The sequence below is a fragment of the Acinetobacter piscicola genome, assembly GCF_015218165.1.
GTDB lineage: Bacteria > Pseudomonadota > Gammaproteobacteria > Pseudomonadales > Moraxellaceae > Acinetobacter > Acinetobacter piscicola_A.
Map to the genome: position 1 here is coordinate 1,372,692 of NZ_CP048659.1, position 24,355 is coordinate 1,397,046.

Below are 24,355 nucleotides of genomic sequence, written 5' to 3' on the forward strand. Positions count from 1 at the left end.
CACAAACTCCAAAATACCACGTCGTACGTACACTTCAGTTAAGATAAATGCTGAAGTCTATACAGATATCGAATGTTGAAAAGTGAACAGAGATTGATATCACTTTTTCAACTTCGCTATTTTCATCCTGTTAATGGCTGTGAATTCAAAAGAAATTCTAGTTTTACAGGTTGCTATGTTGATTTGATTATAAGCTGCAAAGATTACAATCGTTTTATCGACATAGTTAAAAGGTAAATTTCATATTGAAAAAAGTATTTTCAGTTTATATAAGGCTTTGAATGTAAAAGCATATACAAAGCCTTATTGAATTATGAAATATTCAACCGATTATTTTTCTGCAATCCAAGTACTTAAATTTGTCATTACAGTTGCTAATTGATCACTGTATGGCGCACCACCTTGTGCCAGATCAGGTTTACCACCACCTTTACCACCAAGCTCTTGACCTAGGTGTTTAATGATGTCGCCTGCTTTTACAGTTGAAGTGAATTCTTTTGCGACAGAAGCGATTAGGCTCACTTTATCAGCATCAATACCAGCAATGACAATAATGGCATGATCGAGTTTAGATTTCACACCATCATGTAAATTACGTAATGCTTTTGCATCAGTATTTTGTACAGTGGTAATTAAAGTTTTACGACCTGCGATTTCTTGCACTTGATTAAGCAATTCATCTGCTTGGAAGTTTGCTAATTTTTGATTCAATTGCTCAATTTGTTTTTGCAAACTTGAAGCATTAGCAGCTAAATGCTCAATTTTCTCAACCGTTTGGTCTTTTTGCGCTTTGAGTAAATCATTGATATGAATAATATCAGCATCCAATTTTTGTACAACTTCAAGTGCTTTGGTACCTGTTACCGCTTCAATACGACGTACACCCGCAGCAACACCGCCTTCAGACGTGATTTTGAAAAGACCAATATCACCTGTACGTTTTACATGGATCCCACCACAAAGTTCGATTGAGAAGTTTTTCTCATCTTTGCTTGTACCCATAGAAAGTACACGAACTTCGTCGCCATATTTTTCACCGAACAACATCATTGCGCCTTTTTCTTTAGCAGCTTCGATGTCAAGCAGTTCAGTAGAAACAGCAGTATTAGCAATCACTTCAGCATTGACAATACGTTCAATCTGTTGAATTTGTGCAAATGAAACAGGTTGGTCGTTAGCAAAGTCAAAACGTAAAATGTCAGACGCAACCAATGAACCTTTTTGTTGAACATGTTCGCCCAAAACTTGGCGTAAAGCAGCATGTAAAAGGTGAGTTGCAGAGTGATTACGTGCAGTGGCATCACGAATATCGGCTTTTACAATTGCTTCAACTGCTTGAGTTGCTTTTAAGCTACCCATGGTCACGATACCTTGGTGTACAAATGCGCCACCCGATTTTTTAGTATCTTGAACTTCGAAAATACCGGTATCGTTTTTGAAAATACCTGTATCACCGATTTGACCACCGCTTTCTGCATAGAAAGGTGTTTGGTTGAGTACGATTAAAGCTTCGTCGCCTTCAACCACTTCATCAACTTGTACGCCGTCTTTATAGATCGCAACGATTTGACCTTGACCTTGAGTTGCATCATAACCGTCAAATTGAGTTTCACCTTCAACTTTCACAATGCTGTTATAGTCAACGGCGAATTTGCCTGCATCACGTGCGCGTTGACGTTGTGCAGCCATTTCAACTTCAAAACCAGCTTCGTCAATTTCTAATTCACGTTCACGTGCGATGTCTGCAGTTAAATCCGTTGGGAAGCCGTAAGTATCATAAAGTTTAAATACTGTTGCACCCGGGATGACTTTACCTTTAAGGTTTGCAAGTTCACCTTCAAGCAATTTCAAACCTTGCTCAAGTGTTTTAGCAAATAATTCTTCTTCGCGGATGAGCGCAGTTTCGATGACTTGACGACGTTCAACCAATTCAGGGTAGGCTTCACCCATGACATTGATCAATGGTTGCAACATTTTGTAGAAGAATGTGCCTGTCGCGCCCATTTTATTACCGTGACGTACTGCACGGCGGATAATACGACGGAGTACATAGCCACGACCTTCGTTAGAAGGATTCACGCCATCAGCAATTAAGAAACAGCATGAACGTGCATGGTCAGCAACAACTTTAAGCGAAGCAGGATACTCTACAGGGGTATTATTTGCTTGCGCTGTTGCAACAGCTTCTGTCATATCGACGCCGATAATTTCAGCAGCATCTTTAAGTAAGTTTTGGAATAAATCGATTTCGTAGTTTGAATTTACATGTTGTAAAACCGCAGAAATACGCTCTAAGCCCATCCCTGTATCGACAGATGGAGCTGGAAGGTCATGTAAAACGCCATCAGCAGTACGGTTAAACTGCATGAATACGTTGTTCCAAATTTCGATATAACGGTCGCCATCTTCTTCAGGTGTACCAGGTAAACCACCCCAAATGTGGTCACCATGGTCAAAGAAGATTTCTGAACATGGACCACATGGACCTGTGTCACCCATTGCCCAGAAATTATCTGAAGCGTATTTTTCACCTTTGTTGTCACCAATACGGATGATACGGCTTGCATCTAGACCAATTTCTTTGTTCCAAATGTCAAATGCTTCGTCATCTGTATGATAAACAGTGGCATACAATTTATCTTTAGGCAGTGCTAACCATTCTTCGCCTGTGAGGAAATCCCAAGCAAAACGGATGGCATCACGCTTAAAATAATCACCAAAAGAGAAGTTACCTAGCATTTCAAAGAAAGTATGGTGACGTGCTGTATAACCGACGTTGTCTAAATCGTTATGTTTACCGCCTGCACGTACACATTTTTGTGATGTTGTTGCGCGTACATAGTCACGTTTTTCAAGACCTAAGAAACAGTCTTTGAATTGGTTCATCCCTGCATTGGTGAAAAGCAAAGTAGGGTCGTTGGCGGGTACAAGTGAACTCGACGCGACACGTGTATGTCCTTGCGATTCAAAGTAACGCAAAAATGCTTCACGTATTTCAGCAGTTGTCATAAAACGAGTACTCACAACCAAGTCACTCCTCAATTTCGTATTGGCTAAAAGTGTGTAGTAAAGTCTAACTTTTATGCTTCACTATACACGGGCTTAATTTTTTAAAACGCCAAATTATAACGGAAAAAGCTTGATCCACCAATGATTTTCAGGGGAATAAGTATGATTTATAGTTAAAATCAACGATTGAGCAAAATTTATCACATACATGTCCAAGGTAAGGCGTGATAGTCAACTCATTGGTTCAGTGTTAAATATCGATTTGCAACAAATTTTTAGCTTTAAAATAATATTTTTTGCCATCAAATTTTAAAATTTTCGATTGTTTTGTTGAATGTTTTTGACATGACAGTTTTGCATATCCACATGAATATTTTCTATATTTTCATTGATTCGGAGATCAGCTAAACCGTGTGTTTTGGAGCGCAGTAAAATGAATTTTCTTTTGAGTTCAGAACGCTGAGCATCATCGCATTGATAAGGTGCTGAGCTTGTTGACTGATCAGTGATAATTTCCAGCGTTATCTGCAGCTTGATCTAGTGCTTGACTTAGAGCACAAGCAAAGCATGCTTTTAATTTATAATTAAACAATCTTGAAAATCTGGATTAAAACGGTCAACTTCTTTTTGATTAAGATAAGTTTTTTGGATACGTGAGATGCTGATGAACTGATTTATTTCAGTAGTGCTACATCGTTGATAATGTGTTTGTGCATAAAGTGCTGAGCAGCAACTGAATGCTATGGTCATGTCAAGAGGAGTGGTTATTTTCATTTTACGACATCCTTATCTTTGGCTTAAAGTACACGTATTATTTAAGGTTTAAATTGATTTTAAATGGGATTGTTTGTATTTCGCTATATCTAAGCGTAGCGAAAATCCATTAACATAAGGCGGATACAAAGGTTTTCAATCCGAAGGAAAAACGATGCAACGTGTGGCAATTAATGGATTTGGGCGAATCGGACGAAATGTGTTAAGAGCGTGGTTTGAAAATCCAAAACCTTTTCATTTTGAAATTGTTGCGATCAATGATGTTGCCGATGTTGAAACCTTAGTCCATCTTTTTAAATATGATTCCACGCATGGGCGCTTTGATGGTGCGGTGAATGTTGAGCAAGAAAATGACAATGTTTTTCTATGTATAGACGCACGTCAAACCAAGCTTAGAGTACAAATTTTACAACAAGCCAAGCCTGAAAATTTACCGTGGCATAATTTAAACATAGATGTTGTGTTGGAATGTACTGGTTTATTCCGCTCGCGTGAAGCAGCAACTCAGCACATTCGCGCAGGTGTGAAACGTGTGATCATTGGCGCTGCACCATTTGATACGGTGGATGCCGCCATTGTCTATGGTGTAAACCATCATGATGTGAAAAAAACTGATCAAATCATTTCAAGTGTCTCATGTACCACGCAGGCACTTGTGCCTTTGGTGAAAATTTTAGATGATGAATTTGGCATTGACACCGCACTGATGACTGAAATTCATGCGGTTACTGCGGATCAATCTGTATTGGATCGAGCACATCGTGATTTACGTCGTGCAAGAGCTTCGGGACAAAATATTATTCCAACAACATCTTCGGCTTTGGGGGCATTAAAACAAGTGATGCCGAAAATGGAGAATCGTATTGATGGTTATTCGATTCGTGTACCGACCATTAATGTGGCAGCAATTGATTTGACCTTTACCACACCTTCAGACTTAAGCGCTGAATTAATTAATCAAAAGCTTACCGCTGCTGCAAAATATGATTATGCAGAAATTATGGCAGTGACCGATGAGCCATTGGTGTCGAGTGATTTTAATCATTCACCATATTCTTTGGTGGTGGACTTAACACAAACCATGGTGGTTGGGCATCAAGCCAAAGTATTTGCTTGGTATGACAACGAATGGGGTTATGCAAATCGCTTATTAGATTTATGTGAGTCTTTTTATTTTAAATAAAGACTTCATGCTTTTTAAAATAACTACAAAATTTAGGGGGAATGTATGGGGATTCTTTTAATCAGTGTGGGGTTGGCATATTTGGCAATCCTTGTATTGTTATGGCAAGTAATTAGTTTAAAAAAGCAAGCACTTGAGACGGAAAAAGTATTGGCTGCACAAGAAAAACGCTTGATTCATCATGAGGAGCATTTGGCTAAAACTTTGAAAATTATGCATGATTTAGCCAATAATGTGCATGGTCAAAGTGAGTTATTAGAGCAGACCACCAGTAAAGTAAAAAATTTGGAAGGGCAAAATCGTGATTTGGTGGATTTAATTGCTAAAGTGATTAAACCATAAAGCGCCTTAAATATATTTATTTAAAGAGCGTGTAGGTCAGAACTAAACCCATATCAGTCGCAATAACGCCGCTGAAAACATACTGATAATAACTGTAGGCAATAACGAAAAGCGTGATGCAGCCAACAATGTAATCATGATGGCCATCAGATCGGCGGGATGATGACGTACAAAATAAGGTGCAATGACGGAGATGAGGACACAGCCGGGAACAACTTCCATAATTTTACGTTGCTTATGGGTCAAGGTTTTATTTTTTAACAGCACGTAGCCTAAAATACGTGTTAAATAGGTGGTGGCTGCAATAAATAAGATTGCAATTAATGTTGCTGAGTGAATCATTCATCATCTCCAATCAAAAAGAAAGCGGAAATAATGCCGCTGATTGCACCGACGGGAATATACCAACTTGAAGGTAAAAAATGATAGGCCAATGCTGCTGCAATTAAACTAACCAACCACGGACGCGCCGCACGTATGCCTTTCCACATGCCACGTAGTAAAACTAAAAATACCGCAGGAAATGCCATATCGAAACCAAAACGACTAATGTCACCAAACATGGGACCGATCCATGCCCCTAAAGTGCTAAATCCGATCCACATCACATATAAAGCAAAACAAAGACCTGCGTAAAACATTAGACTAAATGCCTGTTGAACCCCCAGACTCTTTTGCTTTTTTTGTGCATCTGCCAAGCCCAAAGCCCAACTTTCATCACACATGAAAAATAGGGCTGAAAAGGCAGTTTTATTGGGTAAATGGCGTAAATAAGGAACGAAGCTTGCCCCCATTAATAAATGTCGACTATTAATTAAAAAAGTAATAAACATCAACATAATAATATTCGGTGGATTGGTCCAAACTTCCAAAATGGCAAATTCAGACCCACCTGCAAAATTTAAACCTGTAAGTAAAGGTACTTCAAGGACTGAAAAACCTTTTTGTGTAGCTTGTGCACCGAGCACTAAAGCAAAAGGAATAATGCCAAGTAAGAGCGGGATTGAGACTTTTAGACCACGTAAAAACTCCCGGAAATGAGGTGAATAACTCAATGTTTTCGATGTGTTTTTGAACGTGAACATGGTAATGACTCAAGCAAGACAAAGCAGAAATAATTTTCAATGCATTATTTTATGCTAGTAAATATGAAATTTTTCGCTAAATTTTCTAAAATATTTTTAAAGATTGAAATATATTGCTTTAGAAAATAAAGTATAAGCAATAATATTTTAAAAAGTGAAGCTTGATGAAGTTGGATGCGATTGATCGAAAGATTTTGCAGACTTTGCAACAGGATGGAAAATTAGCAAACAATGAACTCGCTGAACGGGTTGGGTTATCTGCATCACCCTGTTTACGCCGTGTCAAACAACTTGAGGATGCTGGCGTGATTCATCACTATGCAGCATTAATCGACCCACAAAAAGTCAATCTAGGTTTAACTGTGTTTGCACGTATTTGGCTCAAAGGGCAGGATGAAAAAACTGTCAATCATTTTATTGATTCTGTGATGGATATTCCCGAAATTGTGGAATGCCAATTGATGGCAGGTGATTGTGATTTCTTTTTGCGTATTGTTGTTACAGATTTAGATGCATATCGTAAATTTCAAATTCAACGTTTAAATAAAATCTCAGGGATTCAAAATGTGAAAACTGAAATTCCTTTGCAGAAAATCAAACTGACTACAGCATTACCATTGGGTTAAATAGCCTAAGTAAATTTTTAATTTCTGCCGAAAAAGCGAATAATTAATCTGAGGTTCTCACTTGGTTATTAATTTTTGTAACATATCAATACGGTAAATATATTGTAAATATTTACCAAAAATATACCGATCGGTAAAAATTTTTTATGCTTGATTTGCACAAAATAATTTATAAAAGTTTGTTTTTTATTATGAAATACATATTGTAATTCTGTTATCATAAAATGTGTTTGTCTTGGTTATGGTGATACTTCTTTTGAAGGGCTAATTTTTTAGTTTTATTGTGAAGTATTTATTAAGTATTATTTAAAATTTTTTATACAAATATATAGATAAGAATTACGTGAAAATATAAAATAAATTTTCCCTTAAAAGCTAAATAATCATAGCATCTTGATATGTAATTAATTTTTTTAAATCGACAAAAAAATAGTGTGAACATAAGTTAACAGCATATGATTTATATCTTTATAGAATTAAAACGATAAACAGTTCACATTTTAATTAGATCTATTATGCATAAGCCACGTTATTTTTTTCCTTTGGGTATGTTTTTTTATTTAGGTGTCAGTATAACTTATGCAGCAAACACACCTGATATGTTAAGAGAGCAGGCGGTACTACAAATAAAAAATGGTCAAACACAACAAGGATTAGTAGCACTGACAGAATTATTAAAACAATATCCTGATAATCAAAAGATGATTGCTGATTATTTAATGGTGGTTGCCCCGATTCATCAATTGGATGTTGTGACCTTATTGAATTTAACACAGCGGATTCAGCCAAAACAGTTTCCTGAGTATGCTCAGTTGACCGTGGTAAAATTATTACGAGATCAAAAACAATTTAGCCAAGCACTTTCTTTATTGCAGCAATTTGAGTCTGATCAAAAGCAAAATCAGAAGCAAGTGAATATTTTAAAAGCAATTTTATATAGTGAAAATAAACAAGCACCACAAGCTTATGAAATTTTAAAAACAATAGATTTAAAAGCGTTAACTGCAGATCAACTGATGCAGGTTGCTTATAGTTATCGAATGATTAACATCCTGCTGAGGCACTGCATGCAATTCAATATGCGTATGAAAAAAAGCCATTAGATCAAAATATTCAAAAAGAATATGTCAACAGTTTAATGGCATTGGGCAGTTATCAGCGTGCTGATGCCTTGATGAAGCAATATCCGGACACACTATGGGAAAGTCATTTAAGTCAGCAAATTCAGGTTGGACATTTGGCACAAGAAATGAATGCTGCGGTGAAGCGTCATCAATATTTGTCTAGTCGTGGTGAAAGTGATGCAGTCAGTTATGAAAAGTTAGATCGGATTTTGGCTGAAGCAGATCAGATTGCACAGCAGAATACATGGGTGCAGCCTTTTTTTAATCGTTTTTATTATGACTATTTATATGCGTTGAGTTATCGGGGGCGTTCGCAACAAGTATTACATATTTTAAGTCATGTGAATTTGCCTCCTGTAACAACTATGCCTCCTTATGTGCGTCAAGCCATTGCAGATGCGTATTTGGCACAACGTCAGGCTGCATCAGCAGAGCAGTTATATCGTACCTTGATTACTGAAAAAAATTATTCAGATATGTCGGTTTATAGTGCTTTTTATTATTCATTGATTGAACAAGAAAAATATGATCAAGCCAATCAATTGATTCATGAGATTGATCATTTATTGCCAACATTTCAGTATAGTCAAGCCAAAGGTGTGGATAAATCCGTACATACTGATCGTACGCAATATATTGGTTTGCGCGGCTTAAACTGGGCATATAGTAATCGTTTGGATACCGCTGAGCCCTACTTTGAAGGATTGGTGGAAAAGACTTCAAATACGGATGATGGGTTAAATCAGCTTTCCCAAATTCAGCGTTGGCGTGATAAACCTGAGCAAGCTGCCCAGACCTTGGCTCGTTTAAATGGTTTATTACCTGTGACCAAGCAAACTCGAATTAATCAGATGCAAAATGCACAGGCTTTGGGCAATATCCAAGATTGGCGACAGCTTAATGTGCAATTGAGCCAAGATTATCCAAATGATACAGGTGTGCTGAAAAGTCGCAAAGAGTTAGAAGATCGTGATCATGCCACGATTCAACACAGCAGTCGTTTTTCTCGTAGTCATGCAGACCAAAGTAATATTTCAGAAGGTTTAAAAGGGTCACGTGATCGCGAGTTGAATACCACCATTTATACGCCGTGGTTTGCTGATAATTATCGTGCTTTTATTGAGCATCGTGATATTTGGGGAAAATATCGTCAAGGCGATTTAGAGCAGCAACGTTATGGTGTCGGGGTGCAATGGCAAGATCAACGCAAATCGCTCACTGTGACCGCATCGCAAAATAGTCATGCAGAGCGGCAAGGGATAGAAGCTGAATGGACGCATCAATTGAATGATCATTGGCAATATTATTTAAATGCCAATAGCCAAGCGGATATTCCATTACAAGCCGTTGAACTAGATAAAGAAGGATATTCTTTTGGTGGGGGTATTCGTTGGAAACAAAACGAATCTCGCCAAGCGGGCTTTGGCTACAACATGACCGATATTGATGATGGTAATTTAAGGCAAGAGTTTTCTGTGGATTATTCTCAGCGTATTTTTCTTCGTCCACATCACACCACAACTGCAGGTCTAAATGCATATTATGGGAAAAATCGACTGAATAATGTGTCTTATTTTAGCCCAAAACAAAGTGCTAGTGTGGGCGTGAATCTAACTCATGATTGGTTAACTTGGCGTGAATATGAACGCTCATTGACTCAACGCTTTGGCTTCGGTGTAGGTGTTTTTCAACAACAAAACTTTGACAGTAAACCAATCGCTGATTTGCAATATCAACATATATGGAAATTGTCGAGGACATGGGCTTTACGTTATGGCATAGGTTATGGCATTCACGCTTACGATGGTGAATATGAAAAACAAGTCTATGGCAATTTAGGTTTTGAGGGGCGTTTCTAATGAAAAGTTTCAAGCAATTTTCGAAACAGCTTTCAAAATCAGTATTGATGAGTGCCTGTTTAGTGATATGTGGATCTGCTTTTGCAGATCAACCCTTAGCGCAGTTAATGGTTAAAGCTGAACAAAAGGTCTTTTTTGATCAGCAGCATTTTGTCAGTTTAACTTTTCATGATGTGCGAGATGATGTCCTGAAAGTTGGAGATCGAGATCCTTATGCAATAAGCACACAAAATTTGGTGCAATTTTTTGAGTGGCTAAAACGTTCGGATTGGCATCCTGTGAGTTTGAAACAGATTATGCAGGCACGCCAGGGAGGTACAGCTTTACCTAAAAATGCAGTGCTCATTAGCTTTGATGATGGTGCTTTAAGTCATTATAGTCGGGTATTTCCTTTGGTGAAGGAATATAAAATTCCCGTGGTCTTTGCATTGGTGACCAGTTGGATGAATGGCAATACTAAAGCCATTTATGAAGCCTATGGTCAAGGCAATGCAATGACATGGGATCAAGTGCGAGAAATGCAAAAATCAGGATGGGTTGAGTTTGCCAGTCATTCACATGATTTACATCAAGGTATTTTAGCTAATCCGCAAAATAATCAACAACCTGCGGCAATTACACGACAATATTTAGCCGCATCAAAACGTTATGAAACACAGCAAGAATATGAGCAACGTCTTCTGCAAGATTTAAGAAAATCCAGAGAAATTTTGACTAAAGAAGTTGGGGTTGCTCCTATGGCCATCATTTGGCCTTATGGTGCAGTGAATGTTGAAACTGAAAAATTAGCGCAGCAAGCGGGGTTGCCATTGTCTTTTAGTCTAGGGACAGATGCAGTTAATCATGTGCAAGATGGCACTTTCCAACGAGGATTGGCAGTGAATAATCCAAATTCAGAAGATTTGTATGAACAAATGACGGATTCTATTCACTACAAAGCTTTTACGCTGTATGAGCCAATTCGTGCGCTGAGTTTAGATTTAGGTCAGTTTTCACAAAACTATGCGCAAGCCGATCAGCAATTGGGACAAATTTTAGATTTAACCAATGCTTTAAAAAGTAATGCGTTGTTATTAAATGTCGTGGAAGACCAGGACCGAGATGGCGTATATGATTCTGCCTATTTCCCAAATCACGATTTGCCTGTCAAAGCAGATGTGCTAAATCGAACAGTTTGGCAAGCAAAAACAAGAATTTTTAATAGTGTTTATGCACAATTACCCTATGCTTTGGAACAGCAGAAAGCGCAGTTTTCAGTGCAACTAGCCACAGAATTGTTGAAAAATAATACAGGTTTAGATGGCATTATTTTAAATACAGATACAGCAGTGCAATGCGTTTTTCAGCGTGTGGAGACATCGTCTTGTGCTGAGCAACAAAAGCATCTGTTACAGACTTTAAAACATTTAAATCAAAATGCTGCTCGTTATTCTAATATCAGTAATCCATTTAAATTGGGCTTGCAAGTGCAACTGTCTGAACTGAAGTCGGACAAATTGTTGGCATTTCTTAATCAATATCATGATCAGGTTGAGCTATTTAATTTTGAATTAGACAGTATTCGTCAACCACAAACTTTTAAACAATTTATACAGCAAGTTCAGTCGTTGAATGCAGAGCAAAAAGCCAAAATAATGGTGACTTTGGTGTTGGATTCAGTACAAACAGAACAAAATTGGCAGAATATTCAAGCCAACTTTTTAGTATTACAACGGATAGGTATTCAAAAGTTGGCAGTAAATCGTTATGACTTAAATAACGCAGCCAAAATTCAAACCTATTTATATACACCATTAAGTTTGAACCAAAGTCCATTGACCTATCGCAATCCCTTTATTTATACAACGAAAGGGAAGTCGCCATGACCATCATTGAGTATTTATTTCTTTTTGCTTTTTTATATCCTCTCGTGATGGCTTGGACGTGGATGATTGGTGGCTTATGGTTTTTCTTTAAACGAGAATACAAACAAAACCAATTACCTGAGATTTCCCAACAAGGCTGTAGCATTATTATTCCATGTTTTAATGAGGAAGCCCAAGTTCGAGAAACCATTCGCTATGCTTTACAAACACAATATCCAAAATTTGAAGTGATTGCGGTGAATGATGGTAGTTCTGATCGTACCGCAGAAATTTTAGATGAGTTAGCACAGCAATATCCGAGTTTGCGTGTGGTACATCTCGCTGAAAATCAAGGTAAAGCGTTTGCTTTACGTTCAGGCATGATGGTCAGTCAGTTTGAGTATTTAATTTGTATTGATGGTGATGCATTGTTGCATCCACATGCTGCAATTTGGATGATGCACCATTTGACCAAATTCAATCGTGTAGGCGCTGTTACAGGTAATCCACGTATTCTAAATCGTTCTAGCATTTTAGGAAAACTACAAGTAGGTGAGTTTTCATCCATTATTGGTTTGATTAAACGTGCGCAACGAACCTATGGACGTATTTTCACAGTGTCAGGGGTGATTGCCGGCTTTCGTAAAACAGCATTAGAACAGGTGGGTTTTTGGTCAGATGATAAGATCACGGAAGATATAGATATTTCTTGGAAAATCCAATTAGCACAATGGGATATTCATTATGTGCCAAATGCGCTGTGCTATATCTATATGCCTGAAACGTTTACGGGCTTATGGAAACAGCGTGTACGTTGGGCGCAAGGTGGTGTTGAAGTACTGCGCAGTTATTTCCCGAAGCTTTTTAAAATCAGTGCATTAAAGATGTGGCCTGTGGCTTTGGAAGCATTGATGAGTATGGTTTGGGCTTATGTTATTTTGCTTATTATTATTGTGTTTTTTGTAGGTTTATTCTTCAGTTTGCCTGAAGCATGGTATATAAAATCATTACTTCCACAATGGTATGGCGTGATTCTAGCCATTACCTGTCTGATCCAATTCTTCATCAGTTTATATATTGATAAACGCTACGATGATCGTCGGTTTTTTAGAAATTATTTTTGGGTGATCTGGTATCCCTTATTTTTCTGGCTTTTAGGGGCAGCAACCACAATTGCTGCTGTACCAAAGGCATTATTTGCGCAAAAAAAGAGAGCGAGATGGGTCAGTCCAGATCGTGGTTTTAGAGGAGATGATGTATGAGGGATTTCCAATCAAATATAATTACAGATGAGTCTAAGCTCGATATTCCTGAATATATTGACCAACCTCATTATGTGAAAAATAAAGCAATGCATTACACCTTGCAAATGATGGGGTGGATGCTCTGGACGCTGCTATTATTGCCTTTGGTCACAGCCATTTTATGGGTTTATCAGGTTAAATTGATTAAAAATTATATTTTTGCTGAACAAATTTATGTGCAATTGTACAATTTTGCTTGGTTGGCATTGATTGTTATGCTGTGCTGTGCCTCTTTGTTGCTGTGGGCAAGTTATAATTGGTTACGCTATCGCAAAACTAAAGATCCTAAAGTGTTAAATGTGACTCAGTCTACTTTGGCAGAGGATTTTTTAATCAGTACAGATGAATTATCAAAAATTCAAAAATCTAAAAGTATCGTACTGCATTATGATGATGAAGGTGTATTGTCTGATTATGAGTTGAAAAAAGCATAAATATGGATTCAATAAGAGGTGCGAAAAGCACCTCTTATTCAGCGTTAAAACTTTTCATCACTATAAATATCTTTTGTAGATTCAATGGTCTTATGATTTTCCTCTAAAATTTTCGTGGTGAGTTCGGGTGCATTTTTATTGCGAATATATTCTAAATCTCGAATATTTTTTTGTACCGCCACAGCACCAAATAAGCTCAGTAAAAAAGCCATAATATAAAAACCTTTTTCACTTAAGAGTAGATTCGCATTCCATAAACCCATGGCTAAAAGTACAATGCAAATGATCACTGATGCCCAACATAATCCAAAATAAATAGGTGTGACGTGCATACCTTCAAGTCGATCACGGATAATTTTTTGTAATGAAACTGCTGAAAACAAACCATATAAAATCAGAATTAAATAATAACCTTTTTCATTCAATAACATATCTGCATTAAATAATCCCACCATATAGGCAACCGCACCTGCAAGTAAGGCAACCCAACTTGCAGCAATAAAAGCTGGGGTTGGTTTATTGATGAATTGATCCATTGTTATTTTCCTTATCGCTTTTACTGTTTTATATCATTCATTATGCTGAAAGGAAAAGGGATGGCAAATTGTTTCAAATAAAAGGGCATGAAATTTAAAAATAAACGGCTCAATTTTTTGTTTACGATTTTATTTTTCAGCTTTTAAAACATGGATATAAAAATAACCATACAATGATGGCTATTTTGAGTCTAAACCTAAAAGATCAGTATCATCTATAAAGATGTTTTTATGTCCATCAATAAACTGAAGTTGTCTAAACGTTTTTGTGTGTCATAGATGTCACAAGTAAAAATAAACTCATCGACCTCATACTGTTCTAGTAAATTTTCTAAGCCTTGTTTGACTGTAGTGGGTGAGCCAATTTGTGCCATTGCTAAAAAGTTTTGGACAGCCATTTTTTCTGCAACAGACCAACGACCTTCCATACTTTCTACAGGTGGTTTGAGTTTAATGCTCGGTGCACCTGTCACAAGATTTTGAATACGTTGGTAAACACTGGTTGCCAAATATTCTGCTTCAGCATCTGTTTCAGCGACCACCGTTGGTACACCCATCGACACATAAGGTTGATCTAGATAAGCTGATGCTTGGAAATTATCTCGATATATTGCAATCGCTTGTCCTAACATACGTGGTGCAAAATGTGAAGCAAAAGAGTAGGGCAGTCCTAGTCGTGCAGCAAGTTGTGCGCTAAATAAACTTGAGCCTAATAACCAAACAGGCACATGCGTCCCTTGTCCAGGAGTTGCTGTGATGCGTTGATGAGGTTGAGCATCAGCAAAATAACTTAAAATTTCCACCACATCATTGGGGAATTGTTCTTCAGTTTCTTGGCGACCACGGCGTAAAGCACGCATAGTAACTTGGTCTGAACCTGGCGCACGACCTAAACCCAGCTCAATGCGGTTGGGATAGAGTGTTGCTAATGTTCCAAACTGTTCAGCGACGACTAAGGGGGCATGGTTAGGGAGCATAATGCCTCCTGAACCCACTTTTAAGCTGTGGGTATTTGCAAGGAGATAACCTAATAATACTGCTGTTGCAGAGCTAGCGATCCCATCCATATTATGATGTTCTGCGAGCCATAAACGATCATATCCCAATTTTTCTGCATGCTGTGCCAGTTCAAGTGCATGATGAAGTGAAAAAGCCACGTCCTGATTTTCACGAACAGGGGCTAATTCTAAGATGGAAAATTGGGTATTTTTTAAAGATCGCATTGGCATACTCAAAACAGGATATATCGAAATAATACGATATAAAAAACAGTTTGCATATCGAAAATATTCGATATTAAAAAATATTTACAAAATCTAAAGTGAGATGCCTATAAATAAAAAACCTAGAAAATCGGCTTGTGATCCAATTTTCTAGGTGAAAACTTAAAACGTGTTTTTAAAAATAAAATGTATGATGGATGATTTGATTAGTCGCGATGTTTATGTTTGTAATGACCTAAATGACGACCATTGTCATGGCGGTAGTTTCGGTCATTATAACGGTAGTTGCTACCACGATAGCCTCGATCGTTGTAACGGCGATCATAACGATCATTATCGTATCGGTCATCATAACGGCGATCTTCACTGACTTTACGTCCTAAAGTTGAACCACCTGCTGCGCCTAAACCTGCACCAACATAGCCACCTGTTGAACCTGCCACATTACGACCAACACTATAACCACCTGCACCACCTAATGCACCACCAATGGCAGCGCCTGTACGGTCACGGCGGTTACTTGATGCTGCCGCACCGCCTGCACCACCGAGTGCAGAACCAATCATTGCACCTGTGCTACCACCCATTTGGTTACCGATTGCAGCACCAACGACACTACCTAGGCCAGAAGAAAGGGCAACCCGTGTGCCATTGTCTGCATGTGCGGTGGTCATTAAGGTTGCTGCAAGTACAGTTGCACCAATCATTGCATGTAATTTCATGTTCAAACTCCTTCTCGAAGCTTATCTAAATTTTTAACTTGAGCTTAATTTACCGAACAACTGCGGTGTGATTATGAATGTCGTTGTAATGAAATGGATGCAAAGCGTAAACAATTTGTAACTTTTATTCATTCATCGTTAATTTTTAGCAATGGGGGAACTTAAGCATCAAAATATTTTAAGATTAAACTGTTCAACTTTGCAGAATATGGCTAGGGAAATAATTTCTAAATATTTAGATATAATAAAATTTTTGCAATAAACCGAGATGATCTGTGTAATATTTTAAGACAATAAAAAAAGCACCTAAACTTAGGTGCTTATAACTTAATTCTACAGGCTTAGCGATGATGTCTACGATATTTACGGTTGTATTTACGATCATCATAATGGCGGTCTTCTGATACTTTTTTACCTAGAACAGAACCGCCCGCAGCACCTAAAGCCGAACCAATATAACCGCCTGTTGAGCCACCCACATTTTTACCAACAGTATAGCCACCTACACCGCCTAAACCACCACCGATTGCAGCAGCAGTACGGTCACGCTTATTGGTTGCTACGGCAGCACCGCCTGCACCACCGAGTGCAGAACCAATCATTGCACCCGTATTACCGCCCATTTGTTTACCAATAGCAGTTCCTGCCACGCTACCTAATGCAGAAGTTGCAGCAATACGAGTTGAGTTGTCAGCATGGGCACTTACTGTAAAAACTGAGGTTACTGCTAAAGCAGAACTTAATAATAATGCATTTAATTTCATGTCTTGCTCCATGTCCTGAGGTGGACAGCTCTATATCTCTATTCGATGAGGTAAATGTAACAAAAGGCGACATGGAAAATGTGGAGAAGATTTCCCTTTATGAAGGTGTTTAGTATCTGAATGTATGCTTTCTATTAAAATTGTGCTTTAAAATGGCATATTTTGCGAAATGATGTAGAAAGGATGAATTAAATTGTCCGATTTTAAGCCAAATTTAAAAATGCTGTAGATTTAGACATGAAATAAATATCGACTTTGCATTGAGTCTTGGTTTTTTCAGTTACAACCCTCCATTTAGAGAGTGTATTCCTGATGGAGGGCCATAAAAATATTTATCTTATGAAAAATAAACAGAAGTTGAGTTTGCTGTGTCATTTAAAAGCGAGAATCGTTAAACTAGGCACAATTTTTAAAATGTCTTACCGTATTTATTCTGATACTGCATATTATCGTCAATGAATTGGGGTAAGCTTAAGCTTGAGATTTTAGTTAAATGAAAGAGTCGTTACGTTTACGATTAGACCAATTGTGTGATCGACACGAAGAATTAGAGGCTTTACTTGCCGATGTGGAAGTGATTTCAGACAACAAACGTTTTCGTAACTTGTCACGTGAACATAATGATTTGACTGAAATTACCAATGTTTGGAAAAAATATAAACAAGCTGAAGAAGACATTGTTACGGCTGAGGAAATGACTTCAGATCCTGACTTTAAAGACATGGCAATTGAAGAAATTAAAGAAAATAAAGCATTGATTGAGTCTTTAGAAGCGGATCTGAATATTTTAATGATTCCTAAAGATCCCAATGATGCCAACTCAGCCTATTTAGAAATTCGTGCGGGAACAGGTGGTGATGAAGCAGCCATTTTCTCGGGTGATTTATTTCGTATGTATAGTAAATATGCTGAAACACAAGGTTGGCGTATTGAAATCTTGTCTGAAAATGAAGGCGAACATGGCGGTTATAAAGAGGTTATTTGCCTGATTAATGGTGAAGGCGTGTATGGTCGCTTAAAATTTGAAAGTGGTGCACATCGTGTGCAACGTGTTCCTGCGACAGAATCTCAAGGGCGAGTACATACGTCTGCATGTACGGTTGCGATTTTACCTGAAATTGATGTGGATACGACTGTAGAAATTAACCCATCCGAATTACGTATCGATACCTATCGTGCGTCAGGTGCGGGTGGTCAGCACATTAACAAAACCGATTCTGCAGTGCGTATTACCCATATTCCAACAGGTACAGTGGTGGAATGTCAGGATGAGCGTTCACAGCATAAGAACAAGGCTAAAGCGATGGCTCTATTAGTTTCACGTTTAGAAAATGCAAAACGTGCGGCTGCAGATGCTGCAACCTCAGAAATGCGCCGTGACTTGGTCGGTTCAGGTGACCGTTCTGAACGTATTCGTACTTATAACTATCCACAAGGCCGTATGACAGATCATCGTATTAACTTAACTTTATATAAGCTAGATGCAGTAATGGAGGGTGATTTGACAGAGTTACTTGATAGTTTACATCGTGAATATCAAGCAGATCAGTTGGCGCTTCTTGCTCAGCAGAACGGTGGCTAATGAATATCGCACAAGCGCTTACTTTACGTGGTGAGCCTGAAAGTTATGAACGCCAAGAAAATGCTTGGTTGCTTGAGCACATTACCAAAATTGATTCTTTTGATTTGGTGATGAAAAAAGAGCAAGAACTGACAGCAGAGCAGGAACAGCAATATGTTGAGGGTTTAAAACGTATTGCGGATGGTGAGCCTTTAGCATACGTTACAGGTTCACAGCCATTTTGGACTTTAGATTTAACCGTAACAAAAGATACTTTAGTGCCACGTCCCGACACAGAAGTTTTGGTGGAAACGGTATTACATCTTGATGTCCCTGAAGATGCACGTATTGTTGATTTAGGCACAGGAACGGGCGCAATTGCTTTATCTTTAGCGAGTGAACGACCTGAATGGTCTGTGATTGCGACAGATATCTATGAGCCAACTTTAGAGGTTGCATTGTCTAATGCGAAAAAGCATGATTTAACTCATGTGAAATTTTATTTAGGCAATTGGTTTGAAGCGCTTAATCGTCAATATTTTGATGTGATTGTATCTAATCCGCCTTATATTGATGCAGATGATGTGCATATGCGTGATTTAGCATCAGAACCTGAGCGTGCTTTGGTTGCAGCAAATCAAGGCTTAGCAGATATCGAGCTCATCATTAAACAGGGCAAAAATTGGTTAACCCATCAAGGTTGGATTGCTTTAGAACATGGCTATGATCAAGCTGAGGCGGTACAAGGCATTTTCCAAAAATATGGATTTAAAGAAATCCGTACCGTGAAAGACTATGGTGGAAATGACCGTGTCACTTTGGCGCAGTGGCAAAATTAAATCCTGATTGAATTAGCGTTTCATGTCTCCTCAAGATATAAAAAAGCAGAATTTAAATGATTCTGCTTTTTTATGATCGACCTTTCTAGAACTTCAAAGTATTTCATTAATTTTAATGAAACGTATGTTAAAACATCGATTAGTCTAATACGGCAAACTTTGACTTGAAAAAAACTTCATTTTGCTGAATATTCAAAGTGTAGCCGAATTTATAAAATTTACGCTTATTTGCAATTTTCATGTTTTATCCCTTGAAATTGCGGTATAAGCCTTTTAAAACTGAAACAATCATATAACAAGGATTAGATATGAAGTTGTATTATTCTCCAGGTGCGTGTTCTTTAGCTGCTCATATTTTACTCAATGAAATTAATGTTGATTTTGATCTAGTACGTGTTGATTTAAAAACACACACGACTGAAAAAGGTGCAGATTATTACGAAATTAATCCTAAAGGCTATGTTCCAGCATTAGAAATTAATCCCGGCTTGATCTTAACTGAAAATGTCGCCATTCTTCCTTTTATTGCACAACATGATGCAGGGCAAGATTTGATTCCACCCTCAGGTTTGGGGCGTGCGAAAGTTTTGGAGTGGTTGGGGTATCTAAACTCAGAATTACATGATGAATATGCAGTGTTTTTTAATCCGGCTGTGTCTGAAGAGGAAAAACAGCGTGGTTATGCAACCCTAGATAAAATGTTGAAATATATTGATGATTATTTGGGGGATTCTGAGTACGATTATTTGGTGAATGATCGTTTTGGACCTGCGGATGCTTATTTATTTGTCCTAACCAATTGGTCGAATGTGATTCATCATGACTTAACACCATTTAAAAATATCGTTGCACTACGTAACTTGGTTGCTGAACGTCAATCAGTACAAATTGCGATGCGTGATGAAGGTTTAATTCCTTGATTGATCCATACAAAAAATAAAAAAAACAGCCTAAACAGGCTGTTTTTTTTTATTTATGATTAGATGATGAAGACTGACTATTCATCATTTGGGTTCATGCGACCTTGTTTAATCTCATTGGCGAGACACAGAGATTCGAGAATGCTTTCTCCAATTGTTTCAGGAATTGCATATTGCATATTGACTGAATAAGGTTGATAGCTTTGACCAAAAACTTTGTCTTTTTTATATTTAGTTTGTGTGATAGTACCAAATTTTTGTTCATTACAATCTGCTTGATAAAGCGTCATATAATAATCGCCGACTGCAAGACCATCTTGGGTGAGATCATTAAAAATAACTGACTTAAGCCATCCTTGTACAAGGGTTTGATTATATTGTTTCTTTTCTTTGATGCTTGGTACATTCAGATATAAATGGCTTTCATCACTTGAGGTTATGCGTATCCAATCATTTGCATAAGAAAGTGCTGGAATGAGTAATGAAATGCCAAAAATTGCATATTTAATTGAACTCACTTGATCCCCCGATTGTGAATTTTAAATTAATAATATAATGATATGTATATGATATTTTAACAGTTAGTGAAAATTTTAAATAGATAGAATGATTTGAATAAATTAAAAAAGGCTACCGAAGTAACCTTAATCGTTTTGCTAAAATTTATAATGCTTTCAAGCATCTTATTTAGTCTTTTTATTTAGTCTTTTATTTAAAAAAGTAACCTGTTTCAGGCGAGCTAGCATTTGCCATACGTTTACGTGGCATACGACCTGCAAGATAGGCTTCACGACCTGCTTCGACCGCTTTTTTCATCGCAGATGCCATTAAAACAGGGTTTTGTGCTGCGGCAATTGCGGTATTCATCAGTACACCATCACAACCCAGTTCCATGGCAATTGCAGCATCACTGGCTGTGCCAACACCTGCATCAACTAAAACAGGGACTTTAGCATTTTCTTTAATGATGGAAATGGTATGTGGGTTTAAGATCCCTAAACCTGAACCAATTAAGCTACCTAAAGGCATAATGGCCACACAGCCCATGCTTTCAAGTTCTTGCGCTACAATAGGATCATCAGAAGTATAGACCATGACTTCAAAACCATCTTCAACCAAAGTGCGGGCAGCTTCAAGTGTTGCAGTTACATTGGGATAAAGTGTTTTTTCATCACCTAGAACTTCAAGTTTAACCAAATTGTGACCATCAAGCAGTTCGCGTGCAAGCATACAGGTACGCACAGCGCTGTTAGCATCAAAACAACCTGCAGTATTGGGTAAAATGGTATATTTTTCAGGTGGAATCACAGACAGTAAATTGGGTTGGTTAGGATCTTGACCAATATTGACGCGGCGAATCGCTACCGTCACGATTTCTGCACCACTGGCTTGAATGGCTAAATCTGTTTCATTTAAATCTTTATATTTGCCTGTGCCGACCAAAAGGCGAGAATTAAATGTACGAGAACCAATAATAAGGGGAGAGTCTTGCATGGGGATGCTCCGAATTAGCCGCCACCGACAGCGTGAATAATTTCAATTCGATCTTGATCAGCGATGGGGGTTTGCTCAAGTTTGCTTTTAGCAATGATCATTTCATTTTTTTCTACGGCAAAACGTTTACCTTCAAGTGCGAGCGCTTGAATGAGTTGCTGTAAATTTTCACAATTTGTCTGTTGCGCTTCGCCATTTAAAAATATTTGCATGATCCGTCCATATCTATTTTATTTCAACGAGATGTGCTTAATTTCCGTGTTTGAGCGCATGCCATGCCAGTAGCAACCAACCTACGATCATGAGTGCGCCACCAATGGGAGTAATTGCACCTAAAATACGGGGTAAGCCCAAAGCCATAACATACAGTGAACCACAAAAGAAAAAAATCCCAACTTGAATGAGAATAAAGCTCATTTTAATGGGTAGGGCAGGAAGCACTTTGCTGATTATACCTAAAGCCAATAAGCCAAGCGCATGATAGAAAAAATAATCAGTTGCCGTTTGCCACCAAGCCAATTGTTCAGGCGAGGCGATTTTTTTTAAACCATGCGCTCCAAATGCACCTAGCATGACAGCAATAGCAAGATTGAGTGCTGAAATTGCGATCCACATAAACCAAGGTCATCTCAAAGAATTTGCACGTTACCTTAACATAATTTAGCAAGAGAATTGCGCTTAAAATACAGTACAAAGACTATTTTTAGTTGAAATCATAGGCAAAATAAAAAGGGCAATTCGCCCTTTTTATTGATGGTTACTTTAATTTGATGACATTGCCACTTTGATTTTTTCCATGGCATTTTTTTCTAACTGACGAATACGTTCCGCAGAAACATTATATTCAGCAGCAAGTTCATGCAAGGTTGATTTATCGTCATCTAACCAACGGCGTTGTAAGATATTACGTGAACGATCATCTAGCTGTTCCATCGCATCGTGCAATGCAGATGTGCTTTGTTCTTCATAATCTTCTTCTTCGATCAAACGGGCAGGATCATAACGGTTATCTTCAAGATAAAGCGCTGGAGCAACATGGGTTGAACCTTCATCGTCGTCATCACCTTGTGCTTCAAAAGCAGCATCGTATGCCGTTAAACGACCTTCCATTTCTAGGACTTGTTCTGGCGTAACATTCAAGTCATTGGCAATGGATTTTGCCTCTTCTAGCGTGAGTTTTTTACTCGATTTTTTTAAGCTACGTAAATTGAAAAAGAGTTTACGTTGTGCCTTGGTTGTTGCTATTTTGACAATACGCCAATTACGAATAACATATTCGTGAATTTCAGCTTTAATCCAATGCACTGCAAAAGAAACTAAACGCACTCCCATATTCGGGTCGAAGCGTTTAACAGCTTTCATTAAACCTAAGTTACCTTCTTGAATCAGGTCACCTTGTGGCAAGCCATAGCCTGCATAGCTACGGGCAATATGGACGACAAAACGTAAGTGTGACATCACTAACATTTTGGCTGCATCTAAATCTTGATCATAAAAATAACGCTCAGCCAACTCTTTTTCTTGTTCGGCTGTCAAAATTGGAATTTGGTTGACAGTGCTGATATAAGCACCCAGATTTACACCTGGCGCAGATAAGGACAGGGGCATCAATTGATTGCTGCTGTCACTCATGAGTTCTCCTTATAGGATAATAGTGGTAATACCATGGCTTTCATCTTAATTGTATTTGCATTCATAATTAAGGAAAATTGGGTATAGAAATGTAAACTTTTATTCAATTATACAAGTATTAACGCAAAATATTGAATATTTATGAATTAAAAATGAAAAGACTTAAACTCTGATTAAAAAATGAAACTCATTTTCTGAAATTTGTTTGAATTGGCATTGTAATTGATGCAGCTCACAATACCGCAAAACATCAATTTCACTGTGTGGATCAGAGGCTTTTAACAAAATATTTTGATTATTTTGTAAACTTTTTAATTGCTTTTTAAGCAACAACAGTGGCATAGGACAAGGCTTACCCATGGCATCGACACTGATCACAGAAGAGTCAAAATTTTCAGACATTTTTTGAGCAATAACATTTATCTATCAACAATATTTGAGTGTAACAAAGAAAACGGATTTGCCCAAAGTATTAATTTATTTACTTCCATAAATCAGCGTTTATAGAGACTTGTGGGATTAAGTGATAAAAATGTGAAAATATTTATCTTATAATTATCTAAAAAAATTCTATTAATTGTGATTCACCCATGTTAAGCTCGTTGCGTACTTTAAGAGAGGGACGGTGAAAACTGTTTGCTCTCCTTTATTACAAGTGGATGTAACCGGGATTTTGTTAATAGTCTTACAGAATGATTACAAGCTTTGAAATTACAAGAAATTTTAAACTTTGTTTGCTCTGCTGTTTGCAACACCGGGTGGTCCTTTTTTCTAAATAACTGAGGATTAACTTATGACAGCTCGTGAACAAGGCGTTGTTAAATGGTTCAATGATACTAAAGGTTTTGGCTTTATTCAACGCGCTGGTGGCGATGACGTATTCGTACACTTCCGTGCAATTCAAGGCGACGGTCACCGTTCACTACGTGACGGTCAACGTGTTGAATTTAGCGTTGTTCAAGGTCAAAAAGGTTTTCAAGCTGAAGAAGTTCAGCCTTTAGACTAATTCTTAAGTTTGTAGAAACTTAAGTGGCGCTCCAATTTTAATGAATTGGGGCGTTTTTGTTTATGGTCATCTTT

The 24,355-nt window shown here is 37.8% G+C and carries 25 protein-coding genes; 12 read left to right on the top strand and 13 right to left on the bottom strand.

Features of this window, described 5'->3' with window-relative positions; genetic code table 11:
* Positions 1-330: 330 nt before the first annotated feature.
* Positions 331-3,024, bottom strand: a complete 2,694-nt coding sequence (gene alaS / locus G0028_RS06635; RefSeq protein WP_180044763.1) for an alanine--tRNA ligase — start codon at positions 3,022-3,024, stop codon at positions 331-333.
* Between the two features lie 913 nt (positions 3,025-3,937).
* On the opposite strand from alaS, the gene gap reads away from it, so the two are divergent.
* A complete protein-coding gene (gene gap, locus G0028_RS06640) occupies positions 3,938-4,966 on the top strand; it encodes a type I glyceraldehyde-3-phosphate dehydrogenase (RefSeq protein ID WP_180044762.1) in 1,029 nt (342 codons plus the stop codon).
* Positions 4,967-5,011: 45 nt separating this feature from the next.
* Positions 5,012-5,308, top strand: a complete 297-nt coding sequence (locus G0028_RS06645) for a hypothetical protein (RefSeq protein WP_130072766.1) — start codon at positions 5,012-5,014, stop codon at positions 5,306-5,308.
* Positions 5,309-5,350: 42 nt separating this feature from the next.
* Here the strand turns inward: G0028_RS06645 and G0028_RS06650 are convergent, their stop codons facing one another.
* Both G0028_RS06650 and G0028_RS06655 read right to left on the bottom strand, forming a co-directional pair.
* The gene (locus G0028_RS06650) at positions 5,351-5,650 is read right to left on the bottom strand and encodes an AzlD family protein (RefSeq protein ID WP_174492964.1); all 300 of its coding nucleotides are present in this window, start codon (positions 5,648-5,650) and stop codon (positions 5,351-5,353) included.
* Positions 5,647-6,393: an AzlC family ABC transporter permease gene (locus tag G0028_RS06655; protein WP_180044761.1), complete on the bottom strand. Its 747-nt coding sequence runs from the start codon at positions 6,391-6,393 to the stop codon at positions 5,647-5,649. The genes G0028_RS06650 and G0028_RS06655 overlap by 4 nt, the downstream gene beginning before the upstream one ends.
* A 164-nt stretch (positions 6,394-6,557) precedes the next feature.
* Between G0028_RS06655 and G0028_RS06660 the strand changes: the two genes are divergently transcribed.
* The 6 genes from G0028_RS06660 to pgaD all read left to right on the top strand — a co-directional run bounded on the left by G0028_RS06660 (position 6,558) and on the right by pgaD (position 13,584).
* Positions 6,558-7,019, top strand: coding sequence for an Lrp/AsnC family transcriptional regulator (locus tag G0028_RS06660; RefSeq protein ID WP_218946232.1), 462 nt, complete (start codon positions 6,558-6,560; stop codon positions 7,017-7,019).
* Between the two features lie 515 nt (positions 7,020-7,534).
* Positions 7,535-8,122: a hypothetical protein gene (locus G0028_RS21045; protein ID WP_227554783.1), complete on the top strand. Its 588-nt coding sequence runs from the start codon at positions 7,535-7,537 to the stop codon at positions 8,120-8,122.
* 71 nt (positions 8,123-8,193) lie between these two features.
* On the top strand, positions 8,194-10,002 hold the full coding sequence (locus tag G0028_RS06665; RefSeq protein WP_227554784.1) for a poly-beta-1,6 N-acetyl-D-glucosamine export porin PgaA: 1,809 nt from the start codon (positions 8,194-8,196) through the stop codon (positions 10,000-10,002).
* Positions 10,002-11,867 (top strand): poly-beta-1,6-N-acetyl-D-glucosamine N-deacetylase PgaB, encoded by a 1,866-nt coding sequence (gene pgaB, locus G0028_RS06670; protein ID WP_180044760.1) that lies wholly within the window; start codon positions 10,002-10,004, stop codon positions 11,865-11,867. Before G0028_RS06665 ends, pgaB begins: the two co-directional genes overlap by 1 nt.
* A complete protein-coding gene (gene pgaC / locus G0028_RS06675; RefSeq protein ID WP_130072761.1) occupies positions 11,864-13,108 on the top strand; it encodes a poly-beta-1,6-N-acetyl-D-glucosamine synthase in 1,245 nt (414 codons plus the stop codon). The genes pgaB and pgaC overlap by 4 nt, the downstream gene beginning before the upstream one ends.
* Complete coding sequence (pgaD, locus tag G0028_RS06680; RefSeq protein WP_180044759.1) at positions 13,105-13,584, top strand: poly-beta-1,6-N-acetyl-D-glucosamine biosynthesis protein PgaD; 480 nt, start codon at positions 13,105-13,107, stop codon at positions 13,582-13,584. The genes pgaC and pgaD overlap by 4 nt, the downstream gene beginning before the upstream one ends.
* Before the next feature lie 44 nt (positions 13,585-13,628).
* Here the strand turns inward: pgaD and yiaA are convergent, their stop codons facing one another.
* The 4 genes from yiaA to G0028_RS06700 form a co-directional block, all read right to left on the bottom strand.
* Positions 13,629-14,120 carry an inner membrane protein YiaA gene (gene yiaA, locus G0028_RS06685; RefSeq protein WP_180044758.1) on the bottom strand — a complete coding sequence of 164 codons (492 nt, stop codon included), beginning with the start codon at positions 14,118-14,120 and terminating at the stop codon, positions 13,629-13,631.
* 215 nt (positions 14,121-14,335) lie between these two features.
* The gene (locus tag G0028_RS06690) at positions 14,336-15,343 is read right to left on the bottom strand and encodes an LLM class flavin-dependent oxidoreductase (protein ID WP_180044757.1); all 1,008 of its coding nucleotides are present in this window, start codon (positions 15,341-15,343) and stop codon (positions 14,336-14,338) included.
* Positions 15,344-15,549: 206 nt separating this feature from the next.
* Positions 15,550-16,065: a hypothetical protein gene (locus tag G0028_RS06695; protein WP_130072757.1), complete on the bottom strand. Its 516-nt coding sequence runs from the start codon at positions 16,063-16,065 to the stop codon at positions 15,550-15,552.
* 341 nt (positions 16,066-16,406) lie between these two features.
* Positions 16,407-16,829, bottom strand: a complete 423-nt coding sequence (locus G0028_RS06700; protein ID WP_130072756.1) for a hypothetical protein — start codon at positions 16,827-16,829, stop codon at positions 16,407-16,409.
* 493 nt (positions 16,830-17,322) lie between these two features.
* Here G0028_RS06700 and prfA point away from each other — a divergent pair, with 493 nt between their 5' ends.
* The 3 genes from prfA (at position 17,323) to G0028_RS06715 (ending at position 20,149) form a co-directional block, all read left to right on the top strand.
* Positions 17,323-18,411 (top strand): peptide chain release factor 1, encoded by a 1,089-nt coding sequence (gene prfA / locus G0028_RS06705; protein WP_130072755.1) that lies wholly within the window; start codon positions 17,323-17,325, stop codon positions 18,409-18,411.
* Positions 18,411-19,229 (top strand): peptide chain release factor N(5)-glutamine methyltransferase, encoded by an 819-nt coding sequence (gene prmC, locus G0028_RS06710; RefSeq protein WP_180044756.1) that lies wholly within the window; start codon positions 18,411-18,413, stop codon positions 19,227-19,229. The genes prfA and prmC overlap by 1 nt, the downstream gene beginning before the upstream one ends.
* A gap of 308 nt (positions 19,230-19,537) precedes the next feature.
* Positions 19,538-20,149 carry a glutathione binding-like protein gene (locus G0028_RS06715; RefSeq protein ID WP_180044755.1) on the top strand — a complete coding sequence of 204 codons (612 nt, stop codon included), beginning with the start codon at positions 19,538-19,540 and terminating at the stop codon, positions 20,147-20,149.
* 77 nt (positions 20,150-20,226) lie between these two features.
* Here the strand turns inward: G0028_RS06715 and G0028_RS06720 are convergent, their stop codons facing one another.
* The 6 genes from G0028_RS06720 to G0028_RS06745 all read right to left on the bottom strand — a co-directional run bounded on the left by G0028_RS06720 (position 20,227) and on the right by G0028_RS06745 (position 23,677).
* The gene (locus tag G0028_RS06720) at positions 20,227-20,667 is read right to left on the bottom strand and encodes a surface-adhesin E family protein (RefSeq protein ID WP_130072752.1); all 441 of its coding nucleotides are present in this window, start codon (positions 20,665-20,667) and stop codon (positions 20,227-20,229) included.
* Positions 20,668-20,857: 190 nt separating this feature from the next.
* Positions 20,858-21,643, bottom strand: a complete 786-nt coding sequence (locus tag G0028_RS06725) for a thiazole synthase (RefSeq protein ID WP_180044754.1) — start codon at positions 21,641-21,643, stop codon at positions 20,858-20,860.
* A gap of 14 nt (positions 21,644-21,657) precedes the next feature.
* The gene (gene thiS, locus G0028_RS06730) at positions 21,658-21,855 is read right to left on the bottom strand and encodes a sulfur carrier protein ThiS (protein WP_130072750.1); all 198 of its coding nucleotides are present in this window, start codon (positions 21,853-21,855) and stop codon (positions 21,658-21,660) included.
* Between the two features lie 37 nt (positions 21,856-21,892).
* Entirely contained in the window at positions 21,893-22,258 is a 366-nt protein-coding gene (locus G0028_RS06735; RefSeq protein ID WP_180044753.1) for a DUF423 domain-containing protein, read from the bottom strand.
* 147 nt (positions 22,259-22,405) lie between these two features.
* A complete protein-coding gene (gene rpoH, locus G0028_RS06740; RefSeq protein ID WP_130072748.1) occupies positions 22,406-23,275 on the bottom strand; it encodes an RNA polymerase sigma factor RpoH in 870 nt (289 codons plus the stop codon).
* 162 nt (positions 23,276-23,437) lie between these two features.
* The gene (locus G0028_RS06745; protein ID WP_130072747.1) at positions 23,438-23,677 is read right to left on the bottom strand and encodes a sulfurtransferase TusA family protein; all 240 of its coding nucleotides are present in this window, start codon (positions 23,675-23,677) and stop codon (positions 23,438-23,440) included.
* Between the two features lie 391 nt (positions 23,678-24,068).
* Here G0028_RS06745 and G0028_RS06750 point away from each other — a divergent pair, with 391 nt between their 5' ends.
* Entirely contained in the window at positions 24,069-24,281 is a 213-nt protein-coding gene (locus G0028_RS06750; RefSeq protein WP_004822370.1) for a cold-shock protein, read from the top strand.
* The last annotated feature ends 74 nt before the right edge of the window (positions 24,282-24,355 follow it).

What these genes read in the sequence shown, in the direction of transcription:
- G0028_RS06745 (WP_130072747.1), bottom strand. Translation starts at nt 23,677, where the DNA reads ATGTCTGAAAATTTTGACTCTTCTGTGATCAGTGTCGATGCCATGGGT.
- pgaD (WP_180044759.1), top strand. Translation starts at nt 13,105, where the DNA reads ATGAGGGATTTCCAATCAAATATAATTACAGATGAGTCTAAGCTCGAT.
- rpoH (WP_130072748.1), bottom strand. Translation starts at nt 23,275, where the DNA reads ATGAGTGACAGCAGCAATCAATTGATGCCCCTGTCCTTATCTGCGCCA.
- G0028_RS06715 (WP_180044755.1), top strand. Translation starts at nt 19,538, where the DNA reads ATGAAGTTGTATTATTCTCCAGGTGCGTGTTCTTTAGCTGCTCATATT.
- prfA (WP_130072755.1), top strand. Translation starts at nt 17,323, where the DNA reads ATGAAAGAGTCGTTACGTTTACGATTAGACCAATTGTGTGATCGACAC.
- G0028_RS21045 (WP_227554783.1), top strand. Translation starts at nt 7,535, where the DNA reads ATGCATAAGCCACGTTATTTTTTTCCTTTGGGTATGTTTTTTTATTTA.
- G0028_RS06690 (WP_180044757.1), bottom strand. Translation starts at nt 15,343, where the DNA reads ATGCGATCTTTAAAAAATACCCAATTTTCCATCTTAGAATTAGCCCCT.
- G0028_RS06700 (WP_130072756.1), bottom strand. Translation starts at nt 16,829, where the DNA reads ATGAAATTAAATGCATTATTATTAAGTTCTGCTTTAGCAGTAACCTCA.
- G0028_RS06650 (WP_174492964.1), bottom strand. Translation starts at nt 5,650, where the DNA reads ATGATTCACTCAGCAACATTAATTGCAATCTTATTTATTGCAGCCACC.
- gap (WP_180044762.1), top strand. Translation starts at nt 3,938, where the DNA reads ATGCAACGTGTGGCAATTAATGGATTTGGGCGAATCGGACGAAATGTG.
- G0028_RS06735 (WP_180044753.1), bottom strand. Translation starts at nt 22,258, where the DNA reads ATGTGGATCGCAATTTCAGCACTCAATCTTGCTATTGCTGTCATGCTA.
- pgaC (WP_130072761.1), top strand. Translation starts at nt 11,864, where the DNA reads ATGACCATCATTGAGTATTTATTTCTTTTTGCTTTTTTATATCCTCTC.
- G0028_RS06695 (WP_130072757.1), bottom strand. Translation starts at nt 16,065, where the DNA reads ATGAAATTACATGCAATGATTGGTGCAACTGTACTTGCAGCAACCTTA.
- G0028_RS06660 (WP_218946232.1), top strand. Translation starts at nt 6,558, where the DNA reads ATGAAGTTGGATGCGATTGATCGAAAGATTTTGCAGACTTTGCAACAG.
- G0028_RS06725 (WP_180044754.1), bottom strand. Translation starts at nt 21,643, where the DNA reads ATGCAAGACTCTCCCCTTATTATTGGTTCTCGTACATTTAATTCTCGC.
- G0028_RS06665 (WP_227554784.1), top strand. Translation starts at nt 8,194, where the DNA reads ATGAAGCAATATCCGGACACACTATGGGAAAGTCATTTAAGTCAGCAA.
- pgaB (WP_180044760.1), top strand. Translation starts at nt 10,002, where the DNA reads ATGAAAAGTTTCAAGCAATTTTCGAAACAGCTTTCAAAATCAGTATTG.
- G0028_RS06750 (WP_004822370.1), top strand. Translation starts at nt 24,069, where the DNA reads ATGACAGCTCGTGAACAAGGCGTTGTTAAATGGTTCAATGATACTAAA.
- prmC (WP_180044756.1), top strand. Translation starts at nt 18,411, where the DNA reads ATGAATATCGCACAAGCGCTTACTTTACGTGGTGAGCCTGAAAGTTAT.
- yiaA (WP_180044758.1), bottom strand. Translation starts at nt 14,120, where the DNA reads ATGGATCAATTCATCAATAAACCAACCCCAGCTTTTATTGCTGCAAGT.
- G0028_RS06645 (WP_130072766.1), top strand. Translation starts at nt 5,012, where the DNA reads ATGGGGATTCTTTTAATCAGTGTGGGGTTGGCATATTTGGCAATCCTT.
- thiS (WP_130072750.1), bottom strand. Translation starts at nt 21,855, where the DNA reads ATGCAAATATTTTTAAATGGCGAAGCGCAACAGACAAATTGTGAAAAT.
- G0028_RS06655 (WP_180044761.1), bottom strand. Translation starts at nt 6,393, where the DNA reads ATGTTCACGTTCAAAAACACATCGAAAACATTGAGTTATTCACCTCAT.